This window comes from Haloarchaeobius sp. HME9146 (assembly GCF_025399835.1).
Taxonomy (GTDB): Archaea; Halobacteriota; Halobacteria; order Halobacteriales; family Natrialbaceae; genus Haloarchaeobius.
In genome coordinates this window covers 1,969,943-1,996,542 of record NZ_JAODVR010000001.1, presented here as the reverse complement: position 1 = coordinate 1,996,542, position 26,600 = coordinate 1,969,943, and the positions used below count along the sequence as shown (strand labels likewise).

Genomic DNA, 26,600 nt, shown 5'->3' with positions numbered 1-26,600 from the left:
GTGTCGAGTTCCTACTCCGCGTCTGCCGGCGTGTCGAAGTCGTGGAAGTGTTCTCCCTCTTCCTTCGAGAGGATGTTCAGCGCGGCGGCCGCGCCGTCACCCGCGGAGATGACGGCCTGCCACTCCTGGTCGCGGACCATCGCGCCGGTCGCGTAGGCGTTCTCGACGCTGGTCTCCATGGAGACGCCCACGTCGACCACGTCCCCGTCGAAGGCACACCCGAGGCCCTCGGCGAGGTCGCGGTTCGCGCCGGTCGCGAGCACGACGTAGTCCGCCTCGTACTCGTCGTCCTCGGTGGTGACGGTGAAGCCGCCCCCGGTGGCCTCGACGCCGGTGACCTCCTCGCCCTGGTGGCGGTCGACGCCGAAGTCGTCGACCTGCTCGCGCGAGTCCTCCATGAACGCGGAGCCGTCCTCGGACTCGATACCCAGGTAGTTGAACAGGTGGGCCTTGTGCATCCACGTCCCGTCGGTGTCGAAGACGGTGGTTTCGAGGCCGTTCTTCGCGGTGAACAGGGCCGCGGACAGTCCTGCCGGTCCGCCGCCAACGACGATTACGTGAGCCATGTCTCGTGATAGCACTCGGCGCTGCAAAAGGCTCGTGCCTACATCTCTGCCTTGCCGGATTCGTCGCTCGGTCAGGATTCCAGCAGTCGTTTCGTCGCCTTGTGACGCGCCCGGAACATCGGCTCGAAGCCGACCCAGGCGAGCGGGCCGACCGCGTCACCGAGGCCGTTCAGGGGGAGCCGGTACTCGACGCGGTCCTCGATCTTCGTGCCCCCGTCGGTCGCATAGAAGCTGTGCGTGTGGACCCACTTCCGGAAGGGCCCACCGCGCATCTCGTCGCGGAAGTACGCCGCACCGTCGTCCTCCTCCCGGTCGGTGATGACGGAGGTCCAGCGCTGGCGCGGCCCGACGTTCAGCGGGCGCATCGACATCGATATCTCGGCCCCGACGTCCAGCACGTCGGGGTCCGGCTCGCCGTCGGCGTCGGTGACGGACTCGATGCGCAGGTTCATCCAGCCAGGGGTGAGCGCTTCGAGGCCGGAGACCTGCGAGTGGAAGTCCCAGACCGTCTCGAAGGGCGCGCGGACGACGGTCTCGCGCTGGTAGACGGGCATGTGAAAACGTTGGGCCGACGCAGCCAAAAGGGCGCGGGATGCGGAAGCGGGGTCGCGGTCGAACGCAGTCGGCGTTACTTCAGGCGCTCCTGCAGGAACGAGGGGTGGGCCGCGGTCACGCCCTCGATGGCGAGTATCTCGTCGTGGATGATGTCACCGAGGGCGTCGCCGTCCGCCGCGCGCACCTCGGCCATCAGCATGTGGTCACCGCTGGACGTGTAGAGGGACTCCACCGAATCCAGCTCTTTGAGGGTGCGCGTCGACTCGACGTAGGTCCCGCTGTCGACATCTATGCCGACCAGCGCGATGGACTGGCTGGAGAGCTTCTTCGGGTCCACGTCTGCCGAATAGCCGACGATGACTCCGTCGTCTTCGAGCTGTCGGATGTACTTTCTCACCGTCGGTTTCGACACGTCCGCCCGCTCCGCGATCTCGGCGTAGGAGGCCTGGGCATCCTCTTCGAGAACGGAGAGGATACGGTCGGCCGTCGACTGCGTGCTCATAGTGAACAGATTTTCCCACGCAGAAAAATATCTTTTGAATCCGTGAACCGGTCCTCGCACGGCGAGGGGTCCGGTCGCGGCCGCGATTACTTGTGGCGCTCGAGCAGGTCGTAGCTCCGCTCCCACTCGTAGTCGTCGTCGAAGTACCGCTCCGCGAGCGGCTCCTTGGGCATCTCGCCGATCTCCTTCTTCTGGGCCTGGTAGGACTCTGCCTCGTCGTCGACGTAGTAGCGACCGGTGAGGACCGTCCCCTCGTAGAGCTGGGTCTCGGTCTCGTACATCATGCGCGAGGCCTCCTCGCGGTCGTTGATGTCGTGGTCGTAGTCGTCGGAGTCCTGGATGTCGATGTAGGGGACGTACTGCCGTGCGTCCTTGTTCCAGGTCGGGCACTGGGTGAGGAAGTCGACGTGCGCGAAGCCGTCGTGCTCGATGGCCTCCTTGATGATCTCCTTGGCCTGGTTCGGGTTGACCGCGGCGGTGCGCGCGATGTACGTCGCACCGGAGGTCAGGGCCAGCGAGAGCGGCCGAATCGGCGTCTTCGTGTTGCCGTGCGGCGTCGTCTTCGACTTGTGGCCCTTGGGAGAGGTGGGCGAGGTCTGGCCCTTCGTCAGGCCGAAGACCTCGTTGTTGAACACGATGTAGGTCATGTCGTGGTTCTCCCGGGCGGTGTGCATGAAGTGGTTCCCACCGATACCGTAGCCGTCACCGTCACCGCCAGCCGCGATGACTTCGAGGCCATCGTTGGCGAGCTTGGCGGCACGGGCGACCGGCAGCGAGCGGCCGTGGATGGTGTGGAACCCGTAGCTGTCGAGGTAGCTGTTCAGCTTCCCGGAACAGCCGATACCGGTGACGGTCAGGACCTCCTCCGGGTTCAGACCGACTTCCGGAAGCGCCTGCTTCAGCGCCTTGAGGACACCGAAGTCACCGCATCCCGGACACCACGTCGGCTGGGGTTCGTTCTTCGGTGTGTACTCGTCACGTTCGATGTCGCGTTCTTCTCCGATTGCGTTGAATGCACTCATTGTCTAATCACCTGCTGCCGGCTCGATTCGAACCTGTGCGGCCGGTTCCTCCGAGCCACCCTCGAGGTTGATCTGGTAGCCCTCGACGATCTCGGCGGGCTCGAACGGGTTGCCGTTGTACTTGAGCAGCGAGGAGAGTTTCTCGCCGTAGCGGCCGAGTTCCTTCTGCAGGAGCCCGCGGAACTGTGCCGTGGCGTTCATCTCGACGACCATCGCCTCGTCGACGCTCTCGATGAACTCGCTGACCTCGGTCTCCGGGAACGGCATCATGTCGGAGACGCTGAGGCCCTTCACGGAGTGGCCGTCGTCGTTGAGGCGGTCGATGGCCTCCTCGACGCTGCCCTGGGAGGAGCCCCAGGTGATGATACCGTAGTCGGCGTCCTCCGGACCGAAGTAGGTCTGCTGGGTCTCGTGCTCCTCGTCCAGCTCCTGGCGGATGGACTCGAGCTTGCGCTTGCGGCGGTCCATCTGCATGACGCGGTTGTCGGGGTCCTCGGCGATGTGGCCCGACGGCCAGTGCTCGTTACCCGAGGCGAGGTAGCGACCGCCCTTCTGCCCCGGCAGGGAGCGGGGGCTGACGCCGTTCTCGGTCGCGTCGGGGTCGGTCTCGTAGCGGTGGTACTTCCCGGCGACGTCGTGGGCCGCCTCCGTCAGTTCCTCCTCCGTGAGCGTCGAGCCGAGGGTCGGGTCGGGCTCGCGGTCGAAGAAGCTCTCGTCGAGGTTCTGGTTCTCGCCGGAGAGCTTCTGGTCGTAGATGAGCATCACCGGAATCTGGTACTCGTAGGCGACGTGGAACGCCATCCGGGTCTGCTCGTACGCTTCCTCGATGTTCCCCGGCGCGAAGACGACGCGCTGGGAGTCGCCCTGGCTCGTGTACAGGACGTGTTCGAGGTCACCCTGCTCGGGCTTGGTCGGCATCCCGGTCGAGGGACCGGCACGCATGGACTCGATGAGGACGAGCGGCGTCTCGGTCATCTCGGCGAGACCGAGCGGCTCGGACATGAGCGCGAAGCCACCGCCGGACGACCCGGACATGGCCTTGACGCCCGCGTGGCTGGCACCGACGGCCAGTGCGGCCGCGGCGATCTCGTCCTCGACCTGCTCGGAGATGCCGCCCATCTCGGGCAGGTTCTGGGACATGATGGTGAACACGTCGGTCCACGGGGTCATCGGGTAGCCGGCGATGAAGCGACAGCCAGCGTCGATGGCACCGTAGGCGATGGCGTTCGACCCGGAGACGAGGACCTGGTCCTCGTCGTGGTCGCCGGTCGGGACGCGCAGGTCGTGCTCGAAGTCGAACTGCTCCTCTGCCATCTCGTACGCCTCCTCGAGGATGGAGAGGTTGTTCTCGAGGATGTCGCCGGACATCGCGTCCTGCATGAGGTCCTCGATGTGCTGGAGGTCCATGCCCAGCAGTGCGGCAGTGACACCGACACCGGCGGTGTTACGCATGACCTCGCGGCCGTGCTCCTTCGCGAGACCGCGAAGGTCGAACGGGTAGAGGTGCCAGCCGTTCTCCTCGGCGCGTTCTTCGAGGTTCAGCTCCTCGATGTCCTCCTCGTCGAACAGGCCACTGTCGTAGACGATGATTCCACCTTCGCGGAGCTCGTCGAGGTTCTCCGAGAGCGGCTTGATCTCCTCGTCGCCGTAGACGGCTTCTTCTTTCGGGTTACGGGCGAACGAGTCGCCAAGGGCGAGCAAGCAGTTGTACCCGTCTCCCCGAGACTGTACGTCATCCCCAGATGCGCGGATCTCCACATACGTGTGGCCGCCGCGAATGCGCGACGGATAGTGTCGGTGTGTGAAAATGTGCAGCCCGGCACGCATCAGGGCTTTCGCGAAATTCTGACTCGTCGAGTCGATCCCGTCACCGGAACCCCCTGCGATTCGCCAGATGAGTTCATCATCAGTCATGCTCGGTAATCACGGCCCCTCGCTGAGACCTTAGTGTCCTAAAGTTCGACCGAGTGCGACTAAAGCCTTTGCTATACATTAGCACGGATTAATTGTGATAAACGCTGGAACTTGTTGCAAATTTTGCGGTGCGTGCTAGCGGTACTCACGCCTCGGTTAGCGTTCACTAATCCTTCCGAACCGCGTTATCTCACCCATGAGTTCGGAGACGAGACACCCATTCGAAGCCAAGGGTGGTGGCCTCCCGGTCCGAGTGACCAAGACGCGCCCGCTGGAGCGCCGGTTCCGGTACGCGCTGCTCGGGCCGTTCACCAACCTGCTGTTGCGTACGTCGCTTCGGGACCGGTTCGACGACGCGCTGACACTTGCGCGGGTCGTGGACCCCACGACTGGGCAGGCGCGAACGACCCGGATCGGCGTCCATCACCTCCCGCACAACGAGAACCGACTGTACATCATCGGCCGCGGAGACTGGTGGAAACCACTCGCCGAGGGCGCGACGCTGTCGCTCCTCCTCGATGACGAGTGGCACACCGTCGCGACCACGATCTCGGACCGGCGACGGTCGGTCGCACGGTTCGCACGCGACTACGTCGTTGCATACGGCCGGGACGCCGGGAAGAAGATCGGCGTCCTCGTCGAAGGCGACGGAGAGCCTATCCGGGCCCACTTCCTGCGGGCGCTGGAGGACACGGCCCTGCTGACAATCGACCTGGACAACGATGGCGGCGGGGACACGACGGACCGCGAGTTCGGTGGCCCGTTCATGACCACGAGCACGCAGGAGTGAGCCTCCGCTGCCCGAAAACCACCCAGCGGTGTGATGGATGAGGCCCGCGTTATTGCCACACGACCCCTAGCTCCGACATGGGCACGTCAGCGGCTGCGGCACCGATACGAGTCGAGCGCGTCGAGCCCGCGCCACGCCCGCTCGTCAGACTCGTCAATCCACTCGTTCGGCTGCTGCTGGCCTCGCCACTCCACGTGTTCCTGAGCCACTGTTTCTGTCTCATCCGGTTTACGGGCCGCAAGACCGGACGCGAGTACTCGATTCCGGTGACCTACTGGGAGGTCGACGAGGGCTACGACGTAGCCATCATCACCCGGTCCGGCTGGTGGAAGAACTTCGAAGGCGGGCGCGAGGTCCGCCTCCGCCTGCGGGGGACCACCGTCCTCGGCATCGCGACGGCGGTCCCCGACGACGAGGCGGTCGCCGCCTTCGCCCGCGCACGGCTCGTCGAGAACCCTGTCAACGCCCGACTGCTCGGGCTCAGAATCGAGGGACACCGGCTCCCGACCGTCGAAGAACTCGTTCCGGCGGTCCACGACACGGTGTTGCTCCGCGTCACGTTGCTCGACCGCGACTGACCGAGCCGTTCCCCGGCGTCACTCGGGCTTCGACGGGTGGTAGTCGGTCCGGTACTCGCCTACCTGGCCGTCCATGCGGTCCGGGTTGATGCGCCCGCCGAGCAGCATGAAGTCGACCAGCGTCAGCGCCAGCATCGCCTCGACGACCGGGACGCCCCGCGGCGGAAGCACCGGGTCGTGGCGACCGATGACCTGCGCCTCGACCTCCTCGCCGGTCTCCCAGTCGACCGTCTTCTGCTTCTTCGGGATGGAGGTCGGCGCGTGCAGCGTCACCTCGCCGTAGATGGGTTCGCCGGTGCTGATGCCGCCCTGGATGCCGCCGTGGTCGTTCTCGACCGGTTTCGGGTCGCCGTCCTCGCCGAACTCCCAGTCGTCGTTGCGTTCGCTCCCCGTGTAGCGCCGGGCCTCCCGACCCAGCCCGAACTCGAAGGCGGTCGTCGCCGGGACCGCCATCATCGCCTGGCCGAGGCGCGCCGAGAGCGAGTCGAACCGGGGCGCGCCCAGCCCGCGAGGCGCACCGCGGACCTCGAAGTAGATGCTCCCGCCGATGGAGTCGCCCTCCTGCTGGTACTCGTTGATGCGGTCGCGCATCTGCTCGGCCGTCTCGGGGTGCGCACACCGGACCTCGTTCTCCTCGGTGTGTTCGAGCATCTCCTCCCACGTCACCTCGGGAGCCTCGATGTCGCCGATCTGGTTCACGTGCGCCTTGATCTCGACGCCCTCAGCTGCCAGAATCTTCTGTGCGATGGCCCCCGCCGCGACCCAATTCACGGTCTCGCGCGCGGAGGAGCGACCGCCGCCGCCCCAGTTTCGCGTGCCGAACTTCGCCGAGTAGGTGAAGTCGCCGTGGCTCGGCCGCGGCGCGGTGATGAAGGGCTCGTACTTGCCCGACTGTGCGTCCTTGTTCTCGATGACCATCCCGATGGGCGTCCCCGTCGTGTAGCCGTCCTGCACGCCGGACTTGATGGAGACCGCGTCGGGTTCGCCCCGGCTCGTGGTTATCATCGACTGTCCTGGTTTGCGTCGGTCGAGCTCTCGCTGGATGTCCTCCTCGTCGAGTTCGAGGCCGGCGGGACAGCCCGAGACCGTCACGCCCATCGCCTCGCCGTGGCTCTCGCCGAAGGTGGTCACCTGGAAGAGGCGACCGAACCGATTCCCGTTCATACCCCCGTTTCCGGTTCCCGGGGATTTAGGTGTTGTACAATGTGCAAGAAGCGACTGTTCATCGGCCGGTCAGCACGAGGGTTCAAGACGGAAGCCGCGGCCAGCAGTGGTATCCGCGCCTGAGCCACCCCGACACGTGCAGCGGTTGTGCGACACACCGTGCCGGGAACCTGCTCCATCCGGGGCTACCGTGTCGCCTGTTCGCGACCCCAGGACTGGTGAGCAACAGCCGTCCTCCGCACCACCACCGGTCAGACCAGCACGTCGGAGAGCCGTGCCGCTGCCACCTGCGTCAGCATCTCGTCGGGGTGGAGGCCCCCGTGCATCCCGACGAACTCTATCTCGGTCGGTTCGTGGTCGCCCCATCCGAGACCACGGTCGCGATGTGTGACGACCAGGTCGCCGAGTCGTCGCCGGAACGTCTCCGAGGGACTCACGTCGCCGAACAGTTCGCGCTCCAGCACCGCGGCCCTGTCGAATACGCGTACGTCGAACTCGTCTCGGAAGCGGGACGCGACAGCGTCGACCGACCCCTCCTCGAGGTGAAGGTGGCGGTTCCGTGGACTGCCAGCGAAGCGTATCGGTTCGCCGGTCACATCCCGGTCGAGTGAGTCGACGAGCCAGTCGAGGCGGTCGAGATTCACGTTCCGCCCCGGGTCGGTGTCGACGTGCCCGTGGTCCGCCGTCAGCAACAGCAATGTCTCTGCTGCCGTCTCGTCGTCTATCGTCGAGAGCGCCGTTTCGACCGTCTCGAACACGTCGCTGACCGTCTCCCTGTACGCCTCAGACCGCGTTCCGGTGTGGTGGGCCTCGTGGTCGACCTGCGGCAGGTAGAGGTAGTGGTACGCCGGGCTGACGGCGGCTTCGAACGCGGCCCGCAGCGTTTCTGGCACATCTTCGAGTCCGTCGTACTGGTGCCTCGTCACACCGTCAGGAATCGACGGGAATGGCACGATATGGTGACAGTTGACCCCGGCAGCCGCGAGATTCGGGTAGATGGACTCCGCAGCTGCGACCGACTCGCGCGGTATCGCTGGCGGCGAGCCGTCCCTGTGCTCAAACGGGAGCGCGGTAAAGGGCCGCTTCGCCACGGGGTCGTACACGTTCCAGCCGACGACACCGTGTTCGGCAGGCAGGGAACCGGTGTGGAAGGTCGTGATAGCCGCAGCCGTCTCGCTCGGATAGATGGACGTGAGTGGTGTTACTCGCGCCTGGTCGCTCAATCTCCCGAGAAAGTCGTGTCGCTCGTGCTCGCGCTGCCACTGGGTCCAGCCGAAGCCATCGACGAGCACCACGAGGACGTTCTCGAAACCGGCCTCTACGCCCTCGAACACGTCCCCTGGCAGGGTCCGACCAGTGTCGACGCCGAACAGTGACGCGATACTGTGCGGGAGGTTCCCGAAACAGTATCCGTCGTAGTCCGGGAAGAGATACCCGTCCTGGAGGAACTCGTCCCGGAGCTCGTCCGCGACAGCCGTCCGAAGCATATCGTGTCGGTTCAATCGCCGAAGAAAAGATGCTACCGGTCGATTCGATCTGAATCGGCTCCAGCGGCGCGATTACCGACGCACGTCCGCGCCCAGCTCGTACAGCACGTCGAAGAAGTCGGGGAACGACACGTCAACGTGCTCTCCGCCCTGGATGGTCGTCTCGCCGTCGGCCACGAGTCCGACGAGCGACAGGGCCATCACGATGCGGTGGTCACCGCGACCGTCGACGGTGGCCCCGACCAGTTCCGAGTCCTTCCCGTGGACGACGAGTTCGTCCTCGTGTTCGGTGACGCTCGCACCGAGTTTGGTCAGTTCCTCGGCCATCGCGGCGACCCGATCGGTCTCCTTGTACCGGACGTGCTCGGCGTTGGTGATGCGGGTTTCCCCGTCGGCGATGGCACCGAGCGCGGCGATGGTCGGCAGGAGGTCCGGCGTGTCGCCCACGTCGACCGTCACACCAGAGAGGTCGGACTGCTCGACCGAGATCGTCCCGGCCTCGCGGTCCCAGTCCACGCTGGCGCCCATCCGCTCGACGATGTCGACGATGGCGGTGTCGCCCTGGGCACTGGGCTGGGCACCCTCGACGACCAGCTCGCCATCGGCCGCGACCGCGCCCGCGCCAAGCAGGTACGAGATGGAGGAGAAGTCACCGGGGACCGCGTACTCGCCGTCGGGGTCGTACGTCTGTCCGCCGGGGACACTGAATCCGTCTTCGGTCTGTGTGGCCTCGACGCCGAACGACTCCAGCACGTCCAGCGTAATCTGGACGTAGGGAGCCGATTTGAGTTCGGTTTCGAGGTCGATGTCGATACCGTCCTCGGTGACGGCGCCGGCCATGAGAAGTGCCGTGATGTACTGCGAGGAGACGTCGCCCGGGATGGCGACGGTCGCTCCCGAGATGGGGCCCTTCACGACGAGCGGTGCCTGCCCGTTCCCGCGGGTGCTCTCAGCCCGTCCGCCGAGCTGTTCGAGCGCGTCGAGCAGGGGACCCTGCGGTCTGGAGCGGAGTGATTCGTCGCCGGTCAGGACGGTGATACCGTCGGCGAGCCCAGCCGCGGCGGTCACGAGCCGCATCGTCGTCCCGCTGTTCGCACAGTCGAGCACGTCGGCCGGGACCTCGGGCTGGCCGTCGAATCCTGCGACGTCCAGGTCATCACCGGCGGGTTCGACGGTGCCACCGAAACCTTCGACCGCGCGCATGGTCGCGCGGGTGTCGGCGCTCAGGAGCGGGTCGCGAACCACCGCTTCGCTCGAGAACCCCGCGGCGAGTATCGCTCGGTGCGTGTAGCTCTTCGAGGGCGGGGCGCGTGCCGTGCCCCGGACCGTCGACTGCGAGAGAGAGACGTCCATGCGAGGGCCGACGACCGGTCGTGGCAAAGTCCTCCCGGTTGCGGTGACATTCCCGGGTGGAGCAGTTTGCCGGGCGGAGGGGGACCGCATGGGGATGGAATGGATGATTCGTGGGTGCGTGTGGATAATTGGAGGCTCCGGCTGGGATGGGACCCTATCGTTATCCGTCTGTTGGACAGTCCAACCCGTCTTCCCACGAGACGACGCCCCTCGCCGTCCAATACTCTATCAAAATACTGTTTGTTCTATCCGAGTAACGCATTTCGTTCGGGACTCGACCCGTTGTCTTCTCGTCCGGTGAGTGGTCACACGTGATTCTGCGGATAGGGACAGACCACTCAGTAACCTGGATATTCTGCAAACGTGAACTTAGCTTTGCGCTCCAGACGCGATTTCTGCCATATGACTGGAGCCATCCGTTCAGTGCAGATGTCCTCGGAAACGGACCGAATCGAGAGTGCAACTGGGGTCACACGACGTGGCGCGTTGAAACGCGGTGCGCTCACGGCAGGTGGCCTCCTCGGGGCCACCGCGTTTGCGGGCACGGCGACTGCGAGACGGAACTCGTCGCTCACTATCGCAACCCGGAACCTCTACCTCGGTGGCAATCTGTTGGACGTAATCACGTCCCTGAATCCGGAAACCGCGGCGAGTACCCTCCTGGCCGAGATTGCAGACGTGCGACCGTTCTCCGAGCGGGCGAAGGCCATCGCCGAGGAGCTCGTGATGGCCGACCCCGAATCGCCGCAGCTCGTCGGACTGCAGGAGGTCAGCCTCTTCGAGTTCACACCGTCGGATGGTTCGGAGTCGTTCGTCATCGACCACCTCACGTTACTCACGGACGCGCTCGCTGCAGACGGCGTGCCCTACCAGGTTGCCGCGGTCAACTGGAACGCGGACGTGACCATTCCGGTCGAGTACCAGGGCGTGGCTGGAACCTTGCGTTTCAGGGACCGCGACGCGATTCTCGTCCGGGCAGACGTTGCCAGGCGCATCAAGGCCAAGCACACCGAATCCGGGACGTACGATGCACAGGTCCCGATCCCCATCTTCATCGACGGCCGACTGCAGATATTCTACGCCAACTTCGGATGGGTCAAGGTCAGATACGACGGCGTCGACGTGTTCAACACGCACCTCGACGTGACGGCAGGCGTTCGGGAGCTGCAGGCGCTGGAACTCCTCGACGTGATGGGGCGGAACGATACCATCCTGATCGGTGATATCAACAGTGATCCGAGCGATGCCGGGTTCAACGCGTACGAGATACTGCGCGCGGATCGATTCGACGACGCCTATTTCGATGCAACCGATGCACACGACCCCACGTGCACCTTCTCGGAGGACCTCACATCGGGGACGCTGGACCGACAGATCGACGTCGTGTTCCACCGCGGTCGGTCCCCTCGAAGTGGGTTCAGTGCAGTGAGTGGCTATCGAACAGGACTCACGCAGACAGTTGACCTCTCCGGGCTGGAGCCGGCCGTGCCGTCCCCAATCTATCCGTCCGACCATGCAGGCGTCGTCGTCACGCTCGAACACGAGTAGCCGATCGCTCGACGGGCTGTGTCACGTGCAAAAACCAGATTCGCGGGTCTGAACCATCACTTCGCGGGCTTGGCGACTTCGACGACCTCGGCACCGCTCGCGTTCTTCTTCACGCTCTCGATGTTCTTCTTCGCGCTGGCCTTGGTCGTGTAGCTCTCGCCACCGGTCGCGATGATGTTCCCGTTGTCGTGGCGAAGCCGCCAGCGGAACTCGCCTTTCTTGTCCGTGAACAGCTCGAATGTGGCTTTAGCCATGCTCGTGCTACGGTCTCTGAGGCGATAAGGAAACCTTCCGTGCGGTGAAGCTCCTGTCAGACTGACCGGTTGGGTGGGGAGACGTTGGGGCAGCTGCCTCGACTCTCTCGAACACAAGATATTCTATCCAGCAAGACGGAGGTATGTGCATGCCGGGGAGAGACGGGACGTTGCTTGCACTGGACCTACATGTCCACAGCGACGCGTCGTACGATGGCCACGAACCCGTCGAACTCATCCTCGAACACGCCGCTGACATCGGCCTCGATGGCGTCGTCATCACCGACCACGACCGAATCGAGGCCTCGCGACACGCGGCAGATATCGCCCGCGAGTTCGGCCTCGTCGGTGTTCCAGGGGTCGAAGTGTCGACCGCCGACGGGCACCTCCTCGCGATCGGTGTGGACGAACGCCCGCCACGTGGCGAACCCCTCGCCGAAACCGTCGAAATCGTTCGCGAGCACGGTGGCGCTGCCGTCGTTCCCCATCCCTTCCAGCGGACCCGCCACGGCGTTCGAAAGTCCCGTCTCACAGACTGCGACGCCATCGAGGTCTACAACTCGATGGTGTTCACCGGGTACCAGAACCGGCGCGCCCGCAAGTTCGCGGACAAACTCAACTACGGGCAGGTCGGTGGCAGCGACGCCCACTACCTGATGAACGTCGGTCGCGCCTACACCGTGTTCGAACTCGAGGAGCCGGTCGACCGAGCAGCCGAAGTCAGTTCGGACCAGATTGTCGACGCGCTTCGGTCGGGGCAGACCCGTGTCCACGGGATTCGGACACCCATCCTCCAGAGTACACAACAGTACGCCATCGGGGCCGCCAGGAAGAGCCTCTACGAGGTTACATCTCGTCTGCCGTATGTGGCCGCGCGCCCGCGTGCCATCGCGGAGTTCATGTCCGATTCGTAAGTCTGGCAGGCAGCAGGTATCTCGGTCAGATCCACCCAGTTAGTTTCCGGCCTGTTCGGCGAGGAAAATTCTAATGGTTTATACGTGATGCCGAATCTAATTTCTGCTAGAACTTGATGAAAAAATACTTGCTGGTGACGATATTCGTCACATCACAGCTGACCGCAGCGGTCTCGATACCCGGACAAGACTCGACCGCCGTGGCGACACACCTGGACGACAACGAGGCCCCGTTGGCTGATGCAGGCCTCGACCAGACCGTCTCTCTCGGTCGAACCGTCGAACTGGACGCGAGAGCCTCGCGCGACCCGGACGGGACAGTGACTTCGTACGAATGGTCGATACGAGGCCCAGATGATTCGGTGTTCACGCCCGACTGCCCTACATGCCCCACCACGGCGTTCGACGCTAACGAGACCGGACGGTTCGCGATCACACTGACCGTGACCGACGACGACGGCGCGACGAGCAATGACACGCTGTACGTGACTGTCTCCAGCGGGCGAGCCCCCGCTATCTCGCTTGACGGGCCCAGTTCGGCCCAGCGCGGGGAGACCACCACGTTCACCGTGACACTCACACCGGGATCCGCTCCGCTGGACCGGGTCGAATGGTTCGTCGACGGGTCTCTGGCTGTCAATCGGTCCCTCGGTTCTCAAACGACCGACCAGATTACCCCCGTGTTCCCAGACACTGGCCGCCACACAGTTCGTGCTGTCCTCTACGACGACCAAGGGCGTTCTGTCGCCGACTCGACACAGGTTCAGGTGACACCACCGCCGCAACCACCAGTCGTGAACGGGAGTACTGGAGGGTCTCCAGGTGCCAACGGAACCACTGGTGGTGGAGACGACTCGACTCCACCCCTCGCCTCGCAGTACGACCCCGGAGTGGTGGGCGAACAGGTCGTTACCGGTACCCAGCCACTCCAGGCGGACTACACCATCTCGAACCAACCGCCCGCGAGCGTGATTCAAAATATCGCCTGGCGGGACGCAGCTCGCAACCGCGGGACCGGCACCCAGACCAGCGTCTCGTGGAACCCGGGAGACCACGACCTCTTCGCGGTCGTTACCTACACCGATGGCTCGACCGATATCGCGACGTTCGACGACGGAACGACGGCTGTCATCGCGGACCCGGCTCCGAAAGTGGGCCTGTTCAACATCGACGACCAGAACGAGGTCAGCGGCGACTTCGTCGCATCCGACGACTACGGGAACCTGATGTCGGTCTCCATCACCGTCGATAATCGAACCGTCTTCCACGAGGAGGGAACCCGCCGAGGCACCGATCCGACACTCGGTCGGTTCCGGACGTCCGAGTTCGTGTTCGACCAGATAGAACCCAACCAGACCTACACCGTCGAACTCACAGTAGTCGATGGACGTGGACAGAAGTCGATGACGACCCGGGAGGTGACACCAGTCGGTAAGGTCGAGATCGTCAGTGCAGGGTTCGTCAATGGGCCCGTCGACTCTCATCACCGGCGACTGGACCCGTCACGGTACACCGCACACCACGTCGTCGAGGTGGACTTGAATGGAAATGATGCGGATGATGTTTCTATTCAGTATGCAAAAGACTCATTCAGAGTTAATCAATTAAGAACCAGTCGACAAGTTCTCGAATCCAATTCAGGCAGTGACAAAGTCATATTTGATTCATATTGGTCTGGTCGCAAACCGAACGAGTATGCTGTATATTATATTGTTCAAAAGGACTCTGGGGGTTTGGGTAGGCAGAAATCTGAAAGTAGGTTTGTCGTAAATCCCAGCGATCCCGAACTTATCTTGACCACCGAAACCCACGGAACCGAGCCTATCGGTCGTGAGTGGGGTATTACCGTTGATGCAAGCCGTTCCTTCGACCCGGACCACACAACCTTAGAATACGACTGGACTGGGGGAGCAGGTGCCTTGAACGGGCAACCAGGAGTCGGTCGATTTGAGTCCAGAAGAGATGGTAATCTGTACGTATCCGACCAGAACGGTGGGAACAATAGCAGAAGTTGGGGCTTTCTGCAGTTCTTCGTCCCAGATATTGAAGAGGTAACAAGGACAAATGAAGGGCCGTTCAACTCGACGGATACTGTTCGGTTCCACGTTGAGTCGGAGCCGTGGGCCTTCACAAAAACCCGAGAAGAGTATGGAGTCGACCTCGAATTCGTTACGGATTCCTCACATGTGAAAGTGGTCTCCCAAGGCCAGATTGAGGTCCCTCAAACTGAAGTTCCTCAGGATTCCACATCGGACCGACTTCAGCGACAAGTTGCTGTACTGGAAGTACCAGCAGCGGCACTGGCAGGTGGCCGCACACCGGCACAGATATCCTTAGTGAACCAAGACAACCCCGGTAGAATTAGGACGGAGGCGAAGTTACCGACGATGGATATCGAGTTGAACGTGACGAACGTCACGGAATACCACAACCTGTCTGTCGAAAGCATCGCCTACCGTGAAAAGCTCGATAACGCGACTCTGAACGAATCCGTCGACGACAGAGAGGAGTTACAGCGTCACCTCGAGGAGGGATACGAGATAACGGAAACCAATCGGGTAGTCACCGGGTTCTCGCTCGAACGACTTGAAGAGGTTCGAACTTCCGAAACCGAACAAAAGAGTTTCACTTCCAAAGCCAACCGCCGTGATTTCCTACGAATCTCTTCCGGTTGGGTGGCAGCCGGCAGTACTAACGAAACGAGAAACAAGACGACTACTCGTTACGAGTGGCGCGATTCGAAGAAAGGCAACGGCACGCACACCGGTGAGACGAAGAACGAGACAGTGCCAGCACAGAAGCGTACTCTTAACGAGTACAAATATCAGGTGAAGGAATCGCGAACCGTCGAAAAAGAGGTCGATAAGAAGGTAAAGGTCAAAAAGACGGTCGAAAAGGAAGTCAAGGTCGAGCGATGCAACCCGATGGTCGGATGCTACACCGACACGGTCACCAAAGACGTCGAAAAGACGGTGACTGAAACCCGGCCTGTCGTAGTGGATCGGAAAGAATCGTACATGGCGACGAAGTCGTACTGGGACCGTTCGTCTCATAGCCCTTCTCATAGCCGCACTGGTGAGACGAAGGAGGTTGTCGTCCAAGAATCGTACAACAATACGTTATATCAATTTAAAATCACTGAAAAACAGACTGTTCAAAATGTGACATATGTTGCTTCGAAAGAACATGTCGTAACGGTAGAGGCATGGATTCCAGCTCGATCAGTGGAAGATGCTCGACGAGCAGCTAAGGCAGCTAGACAGAGCGACGTTCGAATCAACGGTACGATCAAGGAGACGAGGTGGACGGTTTCCAAACGAGGTTCAGCTGTGAGAACGGTTGATAACTACGAGCAGGTTGAGAATGTCGTAGAGACAATTGTAGTAGTTTCTGGTAGAGCACAAGAGAAAGAATTTACTCCAGCTCTTGGCGAGATGAAGGTAGTGGATTCCTATGACTTCCGAAACGAGGTCCGGAAAGATGGTGTTATCACTGTGGAAGAAGCAATTGGCCAACTAATTGAAAATAAGCGCAAATGCTACCGAGAGGAGGAGTGCAACAAATGAAAAGACACCTAATAATACTGCTACTAATCTTATTAGTCCCAGTAGAGTCCTGCGTGGGAGTTACTCAGAACGCTGGAAATCGCGGAATCCCAGAAGACGAACCAGTAAGAAGTGTCCATCTGACGTCCCTAAGCGGGGTTGAGTTTGAAATAAATCTCTATAGAAACAATATGACTATTGAAACTAACGTCAGAAATCCCAACGAGAAAAAGGTCAAAACGGGTCTCTATATTGACGTGGATAGAACCACACTTGTCAATTCCAGATATAATCTATCCCCCGGGGAAACTTTACAAGAGAGCTATCAACTGAATGGGTCTCTAGCTGGCGACGTTGATACCCATCAATTTGGTGTTTCAACCATAGATGATAGCGCAATGTTCAACTACACCCTCAACATCAGCTCTCAGAACCCCAACGGCGTCGAACTCCCCGAAATCGAGAACGTCGAAATAGACACCGCAACGATAGACGGGGAGGAGACGACCGTCGCACGAGTCACGGTCACCAACGAGGGGCAGGTGCAGTACCTGACCAAGGTGACGGTGACCTCGCTGCAGACGCACTCTTCGGGTCGCGAGGCACGGGTGCCGATGGAAGGGAGTCGACGAACGGTCGTCATCCCGCTGAACGAGGACCCGGAGATGAAGGTCGCTGGTGAGGTTCGGCTCTACACGGGCTGGATCCACAACCACTCTGACATCGAGGACCAGGTCGAGTTCGTGGGCACGGTCGACGGCGAGACCGATGTCTGGGACCGGGAGTACGAGCCGGTGATGACCTACTACGCGAACGTGGACGAGAGCGAGGTCTACCAGTACGAGAACGAGACGGTGAAACAGCAGAACGATGCGATCTGGCGCGAGCGCCTGACCCCGATCGCGGGTGTCGCCGCCGCGATGTTGGCAGGGTTCGTGGTGCTCGTCTCGGTCCTGTCGCGGGTGCGGTCCTAGGTCAGAGCTTCTCTTTGACGCTTCTCGTTATCTCGTCGACGTCGAACTCGTCCTCGGATTTGTCGAACACGGTCTCGCCGTCGACGCGGACCTCGAAGATGCCGTGGTCGCCGGTGCGGAGGGTGACGGCCTCGAGTTGTTCGCCGAACGTCTGGAGGAGGACGTGCTGGAGGTCTTCGGCGCGGTTCAGGAAGCCACAGGGAACGCAGTACTCTATCTCGACTAGCGTCATATCTGCCCGTGGTAGCGCTAGGGTCATAGTCACTTGGGTGCCTGCAGTCGTACGTCAGTCCGAGAGGTAGGTCTGGGCGAGCGCGTCGAGGGATTCGTGGTGTTCGGTGGTGTGGGGGGCGGTGAGCGGGGAGACGCTGATGCGGCCGTCGACGACGGCGCGGCGGTCCGTTCCTTCGGGGTCAGGGATGTCGCCGGAGGCCATGCGCTCCCAGACGCGGTCGTGGAGGGAGACGGTGCCATCGGAGATAGAGGCGTCCATCTCGTACATGTGGGAGGGGTTGGTGACCTCCAGCGGGGCGGGTTCGTCGCCGGGGAGGGGGGCGTTGACGTTGAGGTAGTCGACCTGCTCGAAGACGCCGGCACCGAGGGCGTGTCTGGTGAGGTAGGTTGCGGCGCGGGTCGCTTCGGCGTAGTCTCCTTTCGGGACCTCGACCTCGGACCAGGCGCGGTCTTCGTCGGGGTCGATGGGGACGTACAGGGAGACGGCGATGGCTGGGATGTCGAAGAAGGCGGCCTCGACGGCGGCGCTGACGGTACCGGAACGGCCGAGGACGTAGTGGCCGAGGTTGGCACCCTTGTTCGCGCCGGAGACGACGATGTCGGGGTCGGGGCCGAGCGACTGGAGGCCGGCGACGACGCAGTCGGCGGGTGTTCCGTGGACCGCGTAGCCGAGTTCGTGTTCGTCGACGTCGACGTGGCTGGACATCGAGCGTCCGACAGCGCTCTGGTCGTCGGCCGGGGCGACGGCGGTGACGTTCCCGACGTCCGCGAGGGCTTCGTAGAGCGCGTGGAAGCCGGGACTGTCGATACCGTCGTCGTTGGTCAGGAGGATCTCGAGCGAACCGCTCATGCGGCAATCGACGGAGGGGGTCGGCAAAAGGCCACCGTTCGGGGCAGTGGTTCTTTCCGCGGGCTGGTCGGCCGGTCAGTCGGCGCTCGTCGGCTGGACCCCGCCCGTGTCGGGCGCTCGCTCCTCCGGGGTGAGGTAGCACTGCGGGTCGGGTGCGAACGGGTCGTCGTGGACCGCGAGCGACCGGAGCGGCGAGCCGCCCTTGCAGATGTCGGCGTACTGGCAGTCGGTGCAGCGGCCCTGCAGTCGCTCGTCGCGGGTCCGGAGCGCGTTCACGAGCGGGTTCGAATCGTCGTCCCAGATGGCACCGAAGGAGCGGTCGCGGACGTTGCCGAGGCTGTAGGACTGCCAGAACTGGTTGAGGTGGACGTTCCCCTGGTAGTCGATGTCGGCGACGCGTTCCCCCGCGGGGTCTCCGCCGTTGGTCTCCAGATACCGGCGGACGGTCCGGGCACGGTCCTCGCCCATCTCGCGACGGGCGTACTCCGTGATGAAACCGGCGTCGGCGTAGTTGCCGACGAGCAGCGTCTCTATCTCGTGGCCCTCGTCGTGGTAGGCGCGGGTGAGGTCGCACACCTCGCGGACGGCCTCGCGGCGAGCCTCGGTCGAGAGGTCGGTGTCCGAGATGTCCGCCCCGCGGCCACCGTAGGCGAGGTGGTAGAAGCAGAAGCGGTCGAGGCCGGTGTCGGCGAGCAGGTCGACGATGTCCCGGAGGTCGTCGCGGTTGTGCTGGGTGATGGTGTACCGGAGCCCGGTCTTGAGGCCGGCGTCGAGGCAGTGTTCGATGCCCCGGATGGCGGCGTCGAACGCGCCGTCCTGTCCCCGGAAGTGGTCGTTCGTCTCGGCCATCCCGTCGACCGAGATGCCGGCGTAGGCGAGTCCCGCGTCGGCGAGCTGCTGGGCGCGCTCCTCGGTGATGAGCGTGCCATTCGTCGAGAGCACTGGACGGAGGCCAACGTCGGCCGCGTAGTCGACGAGTTCGACCAGGTCGGGCCTGACGAGCGGTTCGCCGCCCGAGAACAGGACGACGGGGACGCCGTAGTCCGCGAGGTCGTCGAGCAGTCGCTTCCCCTCGGTCGTGGAGAACTCGCCATCGGCACCACTGTCGCAGGCACTCGCGTAGCAGTGGTCGCAGTAGAGGTTGCACCCGCGGGTCGTGTTCCAGACGACGACTGGTTTCCGCTGTTTCTCCTCGGAGATCTGTTCTTTCTCGGATTCGTCGGCGGCGTCGTACCGGAGGCCGTCGCCTTCGGCGTCGAGCCCACACAGTAGCTTCGAGACGGATATCATGGCTCTGTCAGTCGTCCGCGGGCGTGGCCGCCTCGTCGAGCGTGGACGGGGTGAAACGGTGCACCGCGTCGGCGGGGCAGAGCCACAGGTCGGTCGCGGTGAACGAGAACAGCGAGGAGGCCTGCTCGTACGCGATGTCCCACGTCTCCGCGGTGACACTGCCGACGTGCTGGAGCGGGCCGGTGGTCGTCTCACGCACGAAGACTTCCCATTCGGAACCGTCCGTGGCTCGCGGTGCGTCGCTGATGCGTTGTCGCTCCTCGGCTGGCATACCTGGCGCTTGGCAATCGATACAAAAGGCACGCTCGCAGATTTTCATCGGGTGAGAACGCGGGTGAGTATGTTCGGGAGTCGCCCGCTCAGACCGGTTTCGGAATCCGCTCGACGATGGTCTCCTCGTCGACAACGAGGTTGAACGCCTCCTCGTCGTCGTTCCACAGCGCGAGGACCGACTCGAACGCGAGTAGGTCGCCGTAGGCCGCGTCGTGGAGGTCGTGGTTCAGGCTCGTCTGCTGCACCGCGACGGCGTAGTGGTCGTCGGCCTGGGAGCCGTCTCCAATCTTGAACAGCGGGTTCGACTCGTCGTCGGCGAGGTTGTGCGACAGCTTGACGGCGAGCAGGTCGATACGGTTCGAGACGTGGTCGTCCATGGCGGCCATCTTGGCGTACCGGTCCGCGCTCGGGGTCACGTCCAGGATGCGCGCGCCGTCTGTGCGGAGGATGCTGTAGGAGAACTGCACGTCGACGTTGACGAACTCGCCCGGTTCGTGCGCCTCGTCGCTCTCAGGGGTGGCCTCGTCGAGTCGCCGCTGGCTCTCGGGCGTCGCAAGGTCGGGGCGAACGTCGAACGACCAGCCGCGGTCGCTGGGCTCGTGGCCGGGCCAGAGCCGAACCGTGGGGGAGTAGACGGTCGCCTCGTCGGTGACGGCGCGCTCGACCTGCCGGAGGCCGATGCTGGTGTTCTTGTCGGCGGGGGCGAGCGCGAGCACCGACCCGTCTTCGGCGAGGTGCGGGAGGTACTTCCGGACCACGGCTTCGGGGTCGTCGAGCTCGTTGAGCACGTTCCCGAACAGGACGAGGTCGTACTCGCCCTCGGGTTCGAACGCCTCGGCGGTGGTCTGCGTGATGCGGGTGTGGAAACTCGGCGCGGTGCATTCGAGCACCCGGTCGAGGACCCCGGTGGCGGCCGACGGTTCGACGGCGTGGTAGTCGACCAGCGTCTCCTCCGGCAGGAAGTCGTGGAGGCCCAGGGCGGGCCCACCGACGCCGGCGCCGATGTCGAGCACGCGGAGCTTCCGGGGCAAGAGCCGCTTCGCGACGAGGTCGTCGAGTACGTACTGGATGGCCGCGTAGAAGTCCGGCAGGTGGTAGATGGCGTAGCCGAGCGACGCGACCTCGTCGTACTCGACGTCCCGGCGGCGGTAGTAGTCGTCCTTGAGCCGGCGGATGGTCGTCCGAAGCGTCTCGCCCGACTCGCCCTCCGCCCAGTCGAGGCCGAAGCGCTCGACGAGCATGTCTCGAATCACCTCGTCGTACACGTTCGGGAGCGCCTCGACGGTGTCGACCGTCGTCGTGACCGGGTCGTCCGGCACGGGAGCGAACGTCCCGTCGGGTCGTTCGACGAGTTCCAGGGACAGCGCCTCCTCGCGGAGGGTCTGGCGCACGATGGCGGGGTGGGGGTGTCCCTCGACGTACTCGCACACCTCCTCGGGGTCGATGGGTCTGACGTTCCGGAGGTACTTCGCGTTCGCGACGATGTCGTCTCGCTGTGTCATTCCTGTGGGTCCTCGTTGTCGGTGTCCGTGTCGTCTCGCTGCGCTCGCTGCTCGTGGTGGTGCCGGCCGGCCTCCCGGTAGAGGTCGGCGAAGGCGTCCTCGGCTGCGTCCTCCCCCGCCGCGTCCGCGAGTCTTCTCGCGGCGTCGGCCACGTCGGTCGCCCCGTCGAACACGCGCTGGATGCTCGCGTAGACGTGGTCCTCACCGCCGGTCACCTGCGCGACGAGGTCGTCCAGTGCGGACGAGACCGGGGTGTGGAACCGGTCGTCGACGTCCTCGGCGGCGAGGCCGTAGGCCAGCACCGCGGCATGCGCCTTGGCCTGCACCGACCGCATCGCCTCGTCGTGTTCGGTGACCGTCGTCTCGAACACGTCGTTTCCTGCCGCGGCCATGGCGTCGCGGACGCCGTCGGTCACGGGCCCGGCGGCATCAGCGACCACGGCGACGTTCCCGGGCGCGTTCTCCGGTGCGAACAGGGGGTGAAAGCTCGTCCGTTCCAGAGCGGGTGCGTGTGCACGCATCGCCTCGACCGGGGTCGCCATCTCGCCGGTCACGTCGTAGATCGCCGTCTCTGCCTTCGCGGCGTGGGCGGCGATGGCATCGGCGGCGACCGTCATCGGCACGGCCAGACAGACCGCCTCGAACGTCTCCTCGCTGTCGAGCGCGACCGCCCGGCCGTCGACGGCCGTGGCTGCTGCCTCGGCGGCTGCCGGGTCGGTGTCGGTGAACGCGACCTCGCCAGGGACCGTCTCCGCGACCCAGCGACCCATCGCGCCCGCGCCGACGACGAGTGTCGTCATCGAATTCGGGTAGCTCACGGGTTCTGAAAAGGAGTTCGGTCGGGCTCAGATCCAGCCAGCGTACATGAACAGAATCGTCGTCATCAGGGCGAGAGCCATGATGACGATGATCAGCCAGTTGAACGCGCCGCCAGGGGTGAATACACGAAGGTCCATCGTTACCTACGTCTTCCGTGAGGGAGGTTTTAAGCCTTGATAATGGCCGTGAGGACGGTGTTCGATAAGTGGGCCCTACCTGAAACGGCGAGGACCGCCGCTACGTCGAGAACTCTCGGGGGTTGTACCCGCGCGGGACCTCGACGTCGATCTCCTCGATGGGGCCTTTCGCTCGCAGAGTCACGACGACGGTGCCGTCGTTGTTGACGGTGAAGTCGAACGGGCGCGGGCCCTGTTCGGTGCGCTCGAACGTGTCGACGTAATGCTGCCGTGCGTCGGTCCGCATGACGAACAGCCGCCAGCGGGCGTACAGCGGCTGCCCGTCGCCACCGATGGCACTGATGCGAACGTCGAGCCAGGCCCGTTTCTTGGACTTGCGGAGGTACGTGGTGAACAGGTCGTTGAGCGAGAAACTGACGGTCACCTCCTCGGTCCCCTCGCCCTCGATGTCGACGCTGTCTTGCGAAAGCCAGGTCTGGACGCGCGACCCGCGAACGCTCGCCACCTCGGCCGAGAGTTCGCCGTAGTGGGCCTGGGGAACCGGTTCGTCCGGGGTCCCGACGCCGCCGATGACCTTCCACGAGCTCCCGTCGTAGTACGAGAGCTGGTTCCGGTCGGTCGCGAGGAACCAGGTCCCTTCGGGGGGACTCCCGGGCCGGTCGCCGTGTGCCCCCTTGAGGATGACGTCGGCGTCGAGCCTGTCGAAGTTGTTGTTCAGCGGTTCGTGCCAGTTCTCGTCGCCCTTCTCGGGCTGTTCGTACGCGTGGTTGGGTGTCTCCTTCGTCATGGTTCAGACTCCGAATCCCCCGTTCCCGTAGCCCCCTTCGCCGTACCCGGCTGGGTCTCCTGCGTCGCCGGCTCCCGGGCCGGTCGCGCTTCCCGCCGGGCCGTCGGCACCGCCGCCACAGCCCGCCAGCAGCGTGATTCCCGCACCGGTCGTCCCGGCCAGTACCCTGCGGCGGGTCAGCCTGCCTGTCTCGCTCGCCGGGTGTCGGGCCGGCTCGCGGTCGTCAGCTGTCTCGTCCGTGGGTCCACCGGTCAGCTCGGGTGTGCCATCCCTGCCCATAGCTGGCACTCTTCGGGTTCCTACAAAAATACCGGGGTCTCCGGTACCCCCGTCGTCTGGTCCCGGTGGAGAATCGTGGGGAGCCAGTCAGTCGACGACGAGCTCGATGGGGTAGTCGGTGAGGTTCTCGTAGCCGTCCTCGGTGACGACGACGATGTCCTCGATGCGGACGCCACCGACCTCGGGGTCGTACAGGCCGGGCTCGATGGTGATGACGTGTCCCGGTTTCAGCTCCTCGCCGCGGATGCTGATGGACGGCCCCTCGTGGACGTCCAGCCCGACGCCGTGGCCGGTCGAGTGGATGAAGCCAGTCTCGGTCTGCGGGTCGGTGAAGATGGTCGGGTAGCCCGCCTCCTGGTACACGTCGACGACGGCCTGGTTGACCTCTTCGCCGGTCGCGCCGGGTTCGACGGCATCGAGGGCGGCCTTCCGGGCCTCGTCGGTCACCTCGTACCACTCGCGCTGGGTCTCGGTGGGCTCGCCCTTGAGGAAGGTGCGGGTCATGTCCGAGTGGTAGCGCGAGGCCTTGTTGCGCGGGAAGATGTCCACGATGACGAACTCCTCGGCCTCGAGGGGGCCGGAGCCGCGGTCGTGCGGGTCGGCGGCGTCCTGCCCGCAGGCGACGATGGTCTCGTCAAGCGAGCAGTCGTGCCGGAGCAGGGTTATCTCGATCTCCTGCTTGACGAACTCGCTGGTGAGCGGCTCGTCGGCCTCCGGGTGGTAGAGGACGCCGTCTTCGACACTGGCCTCGCGGATGAGCTCCTCGGCGCGGGCCATCGCCGCCTCGTTGGCGTGCTGGGCCTCGCGGACGTGGTCGACCTCCTCGTCGGTCTTCACGGCGCGGATGTCGCCGACGACACCGTCCTCGTCGGGCGTGACGGTGAACCCGTCCTCGCGGAGCTTGTCGGCTGCGGCCACGCCGAAGCCGCTTTCGACCGCCAGTGAGGAGACCCCGAGGTCTTCGAGGAACTCGCCGACAACCTTGAGGAAGGCGTCGTCGCCGTGTTCCTCCCGCTTGGCCTGGATGTCGTAGTCGCCATGGCGCTTCACCACGTCGGCCCGGCTCTCCTTCTTCGCGCGGCCGTACTCCAGCGAGGAGACGAGCACCCCGATACTGTCGGGCGTGTAGACCGCGAAGAACGGGTCGGGGGCTCCGAAGCCGGTCGTGTAGTAGAGGTTGGAGTTCGACTCGTCGTCGAGGAACGCGTACCCGTCGAGCCCCTCGTCGTCGAGGAACTCGTCGAGGGCGGCGAAATCGGGTTCCATGTACCTCCCCTGCACGGGGAGCGATAAAAACGGTCCCGGTTCCGGGTGTCGAGGTGGTATCGCGGTGTCGCGGTGTCGCAGTCTCGCGGTGGGTTCTCAGCCGAGTACCTTCACGTCCACCTGGTGCGCCCCCGTGGGCAGGTCGAGCACGATGCTGTCGACGAAGTGCTCGCGGACGGCCGCGCGCCACGCAGCCAGTTCCTCGGCGTGTCGCTCGTGGTGTGCCTCCACGTCGTACTCCTCTTGCTCGGGTTCCGTCTCGTGTGCGTGGGGGTACGCGGGCGCGTCCTCCGCGACCAGTTTCCCCGGTGGGATGCGAATCGGTCCCGGCCCGCCACCGCCGTCATCGGCCGGTTCCGCGGGCTGGACGAGGTGGATACGTGCCCGGACCCGCCCCGCGAAGGGGGCCGTGATACGGAGGACGGCGTCGCGACCCTGCTGGCTGGCCTCGAGCGCGGTGACCACGTCGTCCGCGTGGACTGCGATGGACCGGATGTCCGTCGGGTCGTGGCTCTCGCCTGGCATACTGTCCCCTGTGTGTGTCACTGTCTTCAGCGCAGCGGTCGCAGCAGAAGGGTCGGAGGTGGTCGTCAGGGCTTGTGCGTGAACAGCAGTACGTCGCCCTCGTGTGTCGTCACGCAGAGGTCCAGCATCTTGCTCAGCTCGAGGCTGTTGTACTCGTTCTCGCAGACGACCAGGTCGTCGAACGGCTCCTCGCAGGCTGGACACGCCATCGCCACCGTGTTCTGGTAGGTCTTGACACCGGCGACGGTCTCCCGGGGAGTCACCGACTGTACGAGCTCGTCGTATGTCTCGTCGTCCATGGTTTTCAGTGTGGGCCGCGGTGTGATAACTGTTGGCGGTCGGTCCCGTTTGCTGGCTCTCGCGAGCGCCGAGGTGGCCGGTTGCTCCGTCGAGTATATGAATCCCGTACATAGACTGCAATATCGATACACCCACTCCATGCAAAGGTACAGGATGAGAGCCCGCATGGAGCCTGACACCACCACCGCCTGTGCCTGGAACCACGGCGAGTGCGAGGGAACCCCGTTCTGTCCGCCGCGCTGCCCGCGGTTCGTGGACAAACACGGCCACTCGCTGCTCGTCGTCCCCCTGACCGACGAGTTCGTCGACCCGCTGGTCGAGATGTACCGCGACTACGCCTCGGAACACCGCTCGATGGGACTGCCACCCATCGGCGACAGCGAGATACGCCGGTGGATCGACCGACTCCACGCGAAGGGCCAGAACGTCGTCGCCCTCGACGGCGACCGCGTCATCGGCCACGCCGGCTTCGTCGCCGGCGACGACGGCCCGCCGGAGTTCCTCGTCTACGTCCACCAGGACGCCCACGGTCGCGGCATCGGGACGGAACTGACCAAGCACGCCATCGCGTTTGCTGCTGACTCTGGCTACGAGGGACTGTCGCTGCACGTCCGCGACGACAACGAGGCCGCCGTGACGGTGTACCGCCGGCTCGGGTTCGAGACGGCCAAGCGCGAAGGGAACGAGCTCGCGATGGTGCTCGACTTCGAGAAGGGGATTGCCGAGGAAGTGCGGTTAGCGCCTGCTGAGAGGGCTGTTGTTGGTGTTTGAGTGAGCGCTGGAGATTCTGTTCACCGCGCCCACCTGGAAGCCGACCTCGGCGCGGCCCCAGAGGATGTCCACCAGCTCGTCGCGAGTTGAACCAAACACAAAACAGGACTCGCCGGGAGTCCCTTGAGCGAACGAAGTGAGTGAAAGGGACTCAGGCGAGTCCACTGACTGACCGAGTGAAACGAGGGAAGGAAGTGGACTCGCCGGGATTTGAACCCGGGGCCTCTCCCATGCCAAGGGAGTGATCTACCTCTGATCTACGAGCCCTCGAACGCATTCAATAGTTGGTCGGGGGGTATTGATAAACCCCTCGAATCGAGTCGGCGACGGCACCGCCTCCCGTGTCGCATCTTCACACGAAACGGCGGTGTCTCTCGCGGGCGAGTAGAAACCCTTTAGAG

At 63.9% G+C, this 26,600-nt stretch carries 27 protein-coding genes and 1 tRNA gene; 7 read left to right on the top strand and 21 right to left on the bottom strand.

The window, feature by feature from the left end:
* Positions 1-11: 11 nt before the first annotated feature.
* The 5 genes from N6C22_RS10330 to N6C22_RS10310 all read right to left on the bottom strand — a co-directional run bounded on the left by N6C22_RS10330 (position 12) and on the right by N6C22_RS10310 (position 4,559).
* The gene (locus N6C22_RS10330) at positions 12-566 is read right to left on the bottom strand and encodes an NAD(P)/FAD-dependent oxidoreductase (protein ID WP_261651023.1); all 555 of its coding nucleotides are present in this window, start codon (positions 564-566) and stop codon (positions 12-14) included.
* Between the two features lie 71 nt (positions 567-637).
* On the bottom strand, positions 638-1,120 hold the full coding sequence (locus tag N6C22_RS10325; RefSeq protein ID WP_261651022.1) for an SRPBCC family protein: 483 nt from the start codon (positions 1,118-1,120) through the stop codon (positions 638-640).
* A gap of 74 nt (positions 1,121-1,194) precedes the next feature.
* Complete coding sequence (gene lrpA1, locus N6C22_RS10320) at positions 1,195-1,623, bottom strand: HTH-type transcriptional regulator LrpA1 (RefSeq protein WP_261651021.1); 429 nt, start codon at positions 1,621-1,623, stop codon at positions 1,195-1,197.
* An 86-nt stretch (positions 1,624-1,709) separates the two neighbouring features.
* The gene (locus N6C22_RS10315) at positions 1,710-2,645 is read right to left on the bottom strand and encodes a thiamine pyrophosphate-dependent enzyme (protein WP_261651020.1); all 936 of its coding nucleotides are present in this window, start codon (positions 2,643-2,645) and stop codon (positions 1,710-1,712) included.
* A 3-nt stretch (positions 2,646-2,648) separates the two neighbouring features.
* The gene (locus tag N6C22_RS10310) at positions 2,649-4,559 is read right to left on the bottom strand and encodes a 2-oxoacid:acceptor oxidoreductase subunit alpha (protein WP_261651019.1); all 1,911 of its coding nucleotides are present in this window, start codon (positions 4,557-4,559) and stop codon (positions 2,649-2,651) included.
* A gap of 196 nt (positions 4,560-4,755) precedes the next feature.
* On the opposite strand from N6C22_RS10310, the gene N6C22_RS10305 reads away from it, so the two are divergent.
* Both N6C22_RS10305 and N6C22_RS10300 read left to right on the top strand, forming a co-directional pair.
* A complete protein-coding gene (locus N6C22_RS10305) occupies positions 4,756-5,349 on the top strand; it encodes a hypothetical protein (RefSeq protein ID WP_261651018.1) in 594 nt (197 codons plus the stop codon).
* A gap of 77 nt (positions 5,350-5,426) precedes the next feature.
* Positions 5,427-5,927 (top strand): nitroreductase/quinone reductase family protein, encoded by a 501-nt coding sequence (locus tag N6C22_RS10300; RefSeq protein ID WP_261651017.1) that lies wholly within the window; start codon positions 5,427-5,429, stop codon positions 5,925-5,927.
* An 18-nt stretch (positions 5,928-5,945) separates the two neighbouring features.
* Here N6C22_RS10300 and aroC read toward each other — a convergent pair whose 3' ends face one another.
* The 3 genes from aroC to aroA all read right to left on the bottom strand — a co-directional run bounded on the left by aroC (position 5,946) and on the right by aroA (position 9,931).
* Positions 5,946-7,091, bottom strand: coding sequence for a chorismate synthase (gene aroC, locus N6C22_RS10295; protein ID WP_261651016.1), 1,146 nt, complete (start codon positions 7,089-7,091; stop codon positions 5,946-5,948).
* A gap of 251 nt (positions 7,092-7,342) precedes the next feature.
* Entirely contained in the window at positions 7,343-8,578 is a 1,236-nt protein-coding gene (locus N6C22_RS10290; RefSeq protein WP_261651015.1) for an alkaline phosphatase family protein, read from the bottom strand.
* A 72-nt stretch (positions 8,579-8,650) separates the two neighbouring features.
* The gene (aroA, locus tag N6C22_RS10285; RefSeq protein WP_261651014.1) at positions 8,651-9,931 is read right to left on the bottom strand and encodes a 3-phosphoshikimate 1-carboxyvinyltransferase; all 1,281 of its coding nucleotides are present in this window, start codon (positions 9,929-9,931) and stop codon (positions 8,651-8,653) included.
* A 429-nt stretch (positions 9,932-10,360) separates the two neighbouring features.
* Between aroA and N6C22_RS10280 the strand changes: the two genes are divergently transcribed.
* Positions 10,361-11,479, top strand: a complete 1,119-nt coding sequence (locus N6C22_RS10280) for a hypothetical protein (RefSeq protein ID WP_261651013.1) — start codon at positions 10,361-10,363, stop codon at positions 11,477-11,479.
* 56 nt (positions 11,480-11,535) lie between these two features.
* Here N6C22_RS10280 and N6C22_RS10275 read toward each other — a convergent pair whose 3' ends face one another.
* A complete protein-coding gene (locus N6C22_RS10275) occupies positions 11,536-11,733 on the bottom strand; it encodes an HVO_2922 family protein (protein ID WP_261651012.1) in 198 nt (65 codons plus the stop codon).
* Between the two features lie 149 nt (positions 11,734-11,882).
* On the opposite strand from N6C22_RS10275, the gene N6C22_RS10270 reads away from it, so the two are divergent.
* The 3 genes from N6C22_RS10270 to N6C22_RS10260 all read left to right on the top strand — a co-directional run bounded on the left by N6C22_RS10270 (position 11,883) and on the right by N6C22_RS10260 (position 17,166).
* On the top strand, positions 11,883-12,647 hold the full coding sequence (locus N6C22_RS10270; protein ID WP_261651011.1) for a PHP domain-containing protein: 765 nt from the start codon (positions 11,883-11,885) through the stop codon (positions 12,645-12,647).
* Positions 12,648-12,763: 116 nt separating this feature from the next.
* Entirely contained in the window at positions 12,764-16,213 is a 3,450-nt protein-coding gene (locus tag N6C22_RS10265; protein WP_261651010.1) for a PKD domain-containing protein, read from the top strand.
* A 377-nt stretch (positions 16,214-16,590) separates the two neighbouring features.
* Positions 16,591-17,166 (top strand): hypothetical protein, encoded by a 576-nt coding sequence (locus N6C22_RS10260; RefSeq protein WP_261651009.1) that lies wholly within the window; start codon positions 16,591-16,593, stop codon positions 17,164-17,166.
* Between the two features lies 1 nt (position 17,167).
* On the opposite strand, the gene N6C22_RS10255 is transcribed toward N6C22_RS10260, so the two are convergent.
* The 11 genes from N6C22_RS10255 to N6C22_RS10205 form a co-directional block, all read right to left on the bottom strand.
* Positions 17,168-17,398, bottom strand: a complete 231-nt coding sequence (locus N6C22_RS10255) for a SelT/SelW/SelH family protein (RefSeq protein WP_261651008.1) — start codon at positions 17,396-17,398, stop codon at positions 17,168-17,170.
* A gap of 54 nt (positions 17,399-17,452) precedes the next feature.
* Positions 17,453-18,250: a 5'/3'-nucleotidase SurE gene (gene surE / locus N6C22_RS10250; protein ID WP_261651007.1), complete on the bottom strand. Its 798-nt coding sequence runs from the start codon at positions 18,248-18,250 to the stop codon at positions 17,453-17,455.
* Positions 18,251-18,325: 75 nt separating this feature from the next.
* Complete coding sequence (locus N6C22_RS10245) at positions 18,326-19,540, bottom strand: TIGR04347 family pseudo-SAM/SPASM protein (protein WP_261651006.1); 1,215 nt, start codon at positions 19,538-19,540, stop codon at positions 18,326-18,328.
* Positions 19,541-19,547: 7 nt separating this feature from the next.
* A complete protein-coding gene (locus N6C22_RS10240; protein WP_261651005.1) occupies positions 19,548-19,811 on the bottom strand; it encodes an Htur_1727 family rSAM-partnered candidate RiPP in 264 nt (87 codons plus the stop codon).
* Between the two features lie 88 nt (positions 19,812-19,899).
* Positions 19,900-21,315: a small ribosomal subunit Rsm22 family protein gene (locus N6C22_RS10235; RefSeq protein WP_261651004.1), complete on the bottom strand. Its 1,416-nt coding sequence runs from the start codon at positions 21,313-21,315 to the stop codon at positions 19,900-19,902.
* Positions 21,312-22,115, bottom strand: coding sequence for a prephenate dehydrogenase (locus N6C22_RS10230; protein ID WP_261651003.1), 804 nt, complete (start codon positions 22,113-22,115; stop codon positions 21,312-21,314). The genes N6C22_RS10235 and N6C22_RS10230 overlap by 4 nt, the downstream gene beginning before the upstream one ends.
* Positions 22,116-22,371: 256 nt before the next feature.
* On the bottom strand, positions 22,372-23,058 hold the full coding sequence (locus tag N6C22_RS10225) for a hypothetical protein (RefSeq protein WP_261651002.1): 687 nt from the start codon (positions 23,056-23,058) through the stop codon (positions 22,372-22,374).
* 3 nt (positions 23,059-23,061) lie between these two features.
* Positions 23,062-23,337, bottom strand: coding sequence for a hypothetical protein (locus N6C22_RS10220; protein WP_261651001.1), 276 nt, complete (start codon positions 23,335-23,337; stop codon positions 23,062-23,064).
* Positions 23,338-23,424: 87 nt separating this feature from the next.
* Entirely contained in the window at positions 23,425-24,603 is a 1,179-nt protein-coding gene (locus tag N6C22_RS10215; RefSeq protein WP_261651000.1) for a Xaa-Pro peptidase family protein, read from the bottom strand.
* A gap of 96 nt (positions 24,604-24,699) precedes the next feature.
* A complete protein-coding gene (locus tag N6C22_RS10210; protein ID WP_261650999.1) occupies positions 24,700-25,128 on the bottom strand; it encodes a hypothetical protein in 429 nt (142 codons plus the stop codon).
* 65 nt (positions 25,129-25,193) lie between these two features.
* Positions 25,194-25,427 (bottom strand): hypothetical protein, encoded by a 234-nt coding sequence (locus N6C22_RS10205; RefSeq protein ID WP_261650998.1) that lies wholly within the window; start codon positions 25,425-25,427, stop codon positions 25,194-25,196.
* A gap of 154 nt (positions 25,428-25,581) precedes the next feature.
* Here N6C22_RS10205 and N6C22_RS10200 point away from each other — a divergent pair, with 154 nt between their 5' ends.
* Positions 25,582-26,199 (top strand): GNAT family N-acetyltransferase, encoded by a 618-nt coding sequence (locus N6C22_RS10200; protein ID WP_261650997.1) that lies wholly within the window; start codon positions 25,582-25,584, stop codon positions 26,197-26,199.
* A gap of 195 nt (positions 26,200-26,394) precedes the next feature.
* On the opposite strand, the gene N6C22_RS10195 is transcribed toward N6C22_RS10200, so the two are convergent.
* Positions 26,395-26,466: transfer RNA gene (locus N6C22_RS10195), tRNA-Ala, on the bottom strand.
* Between the last annotated feature and the right edge of the window lie 134 nt (positions 26,467-26,600).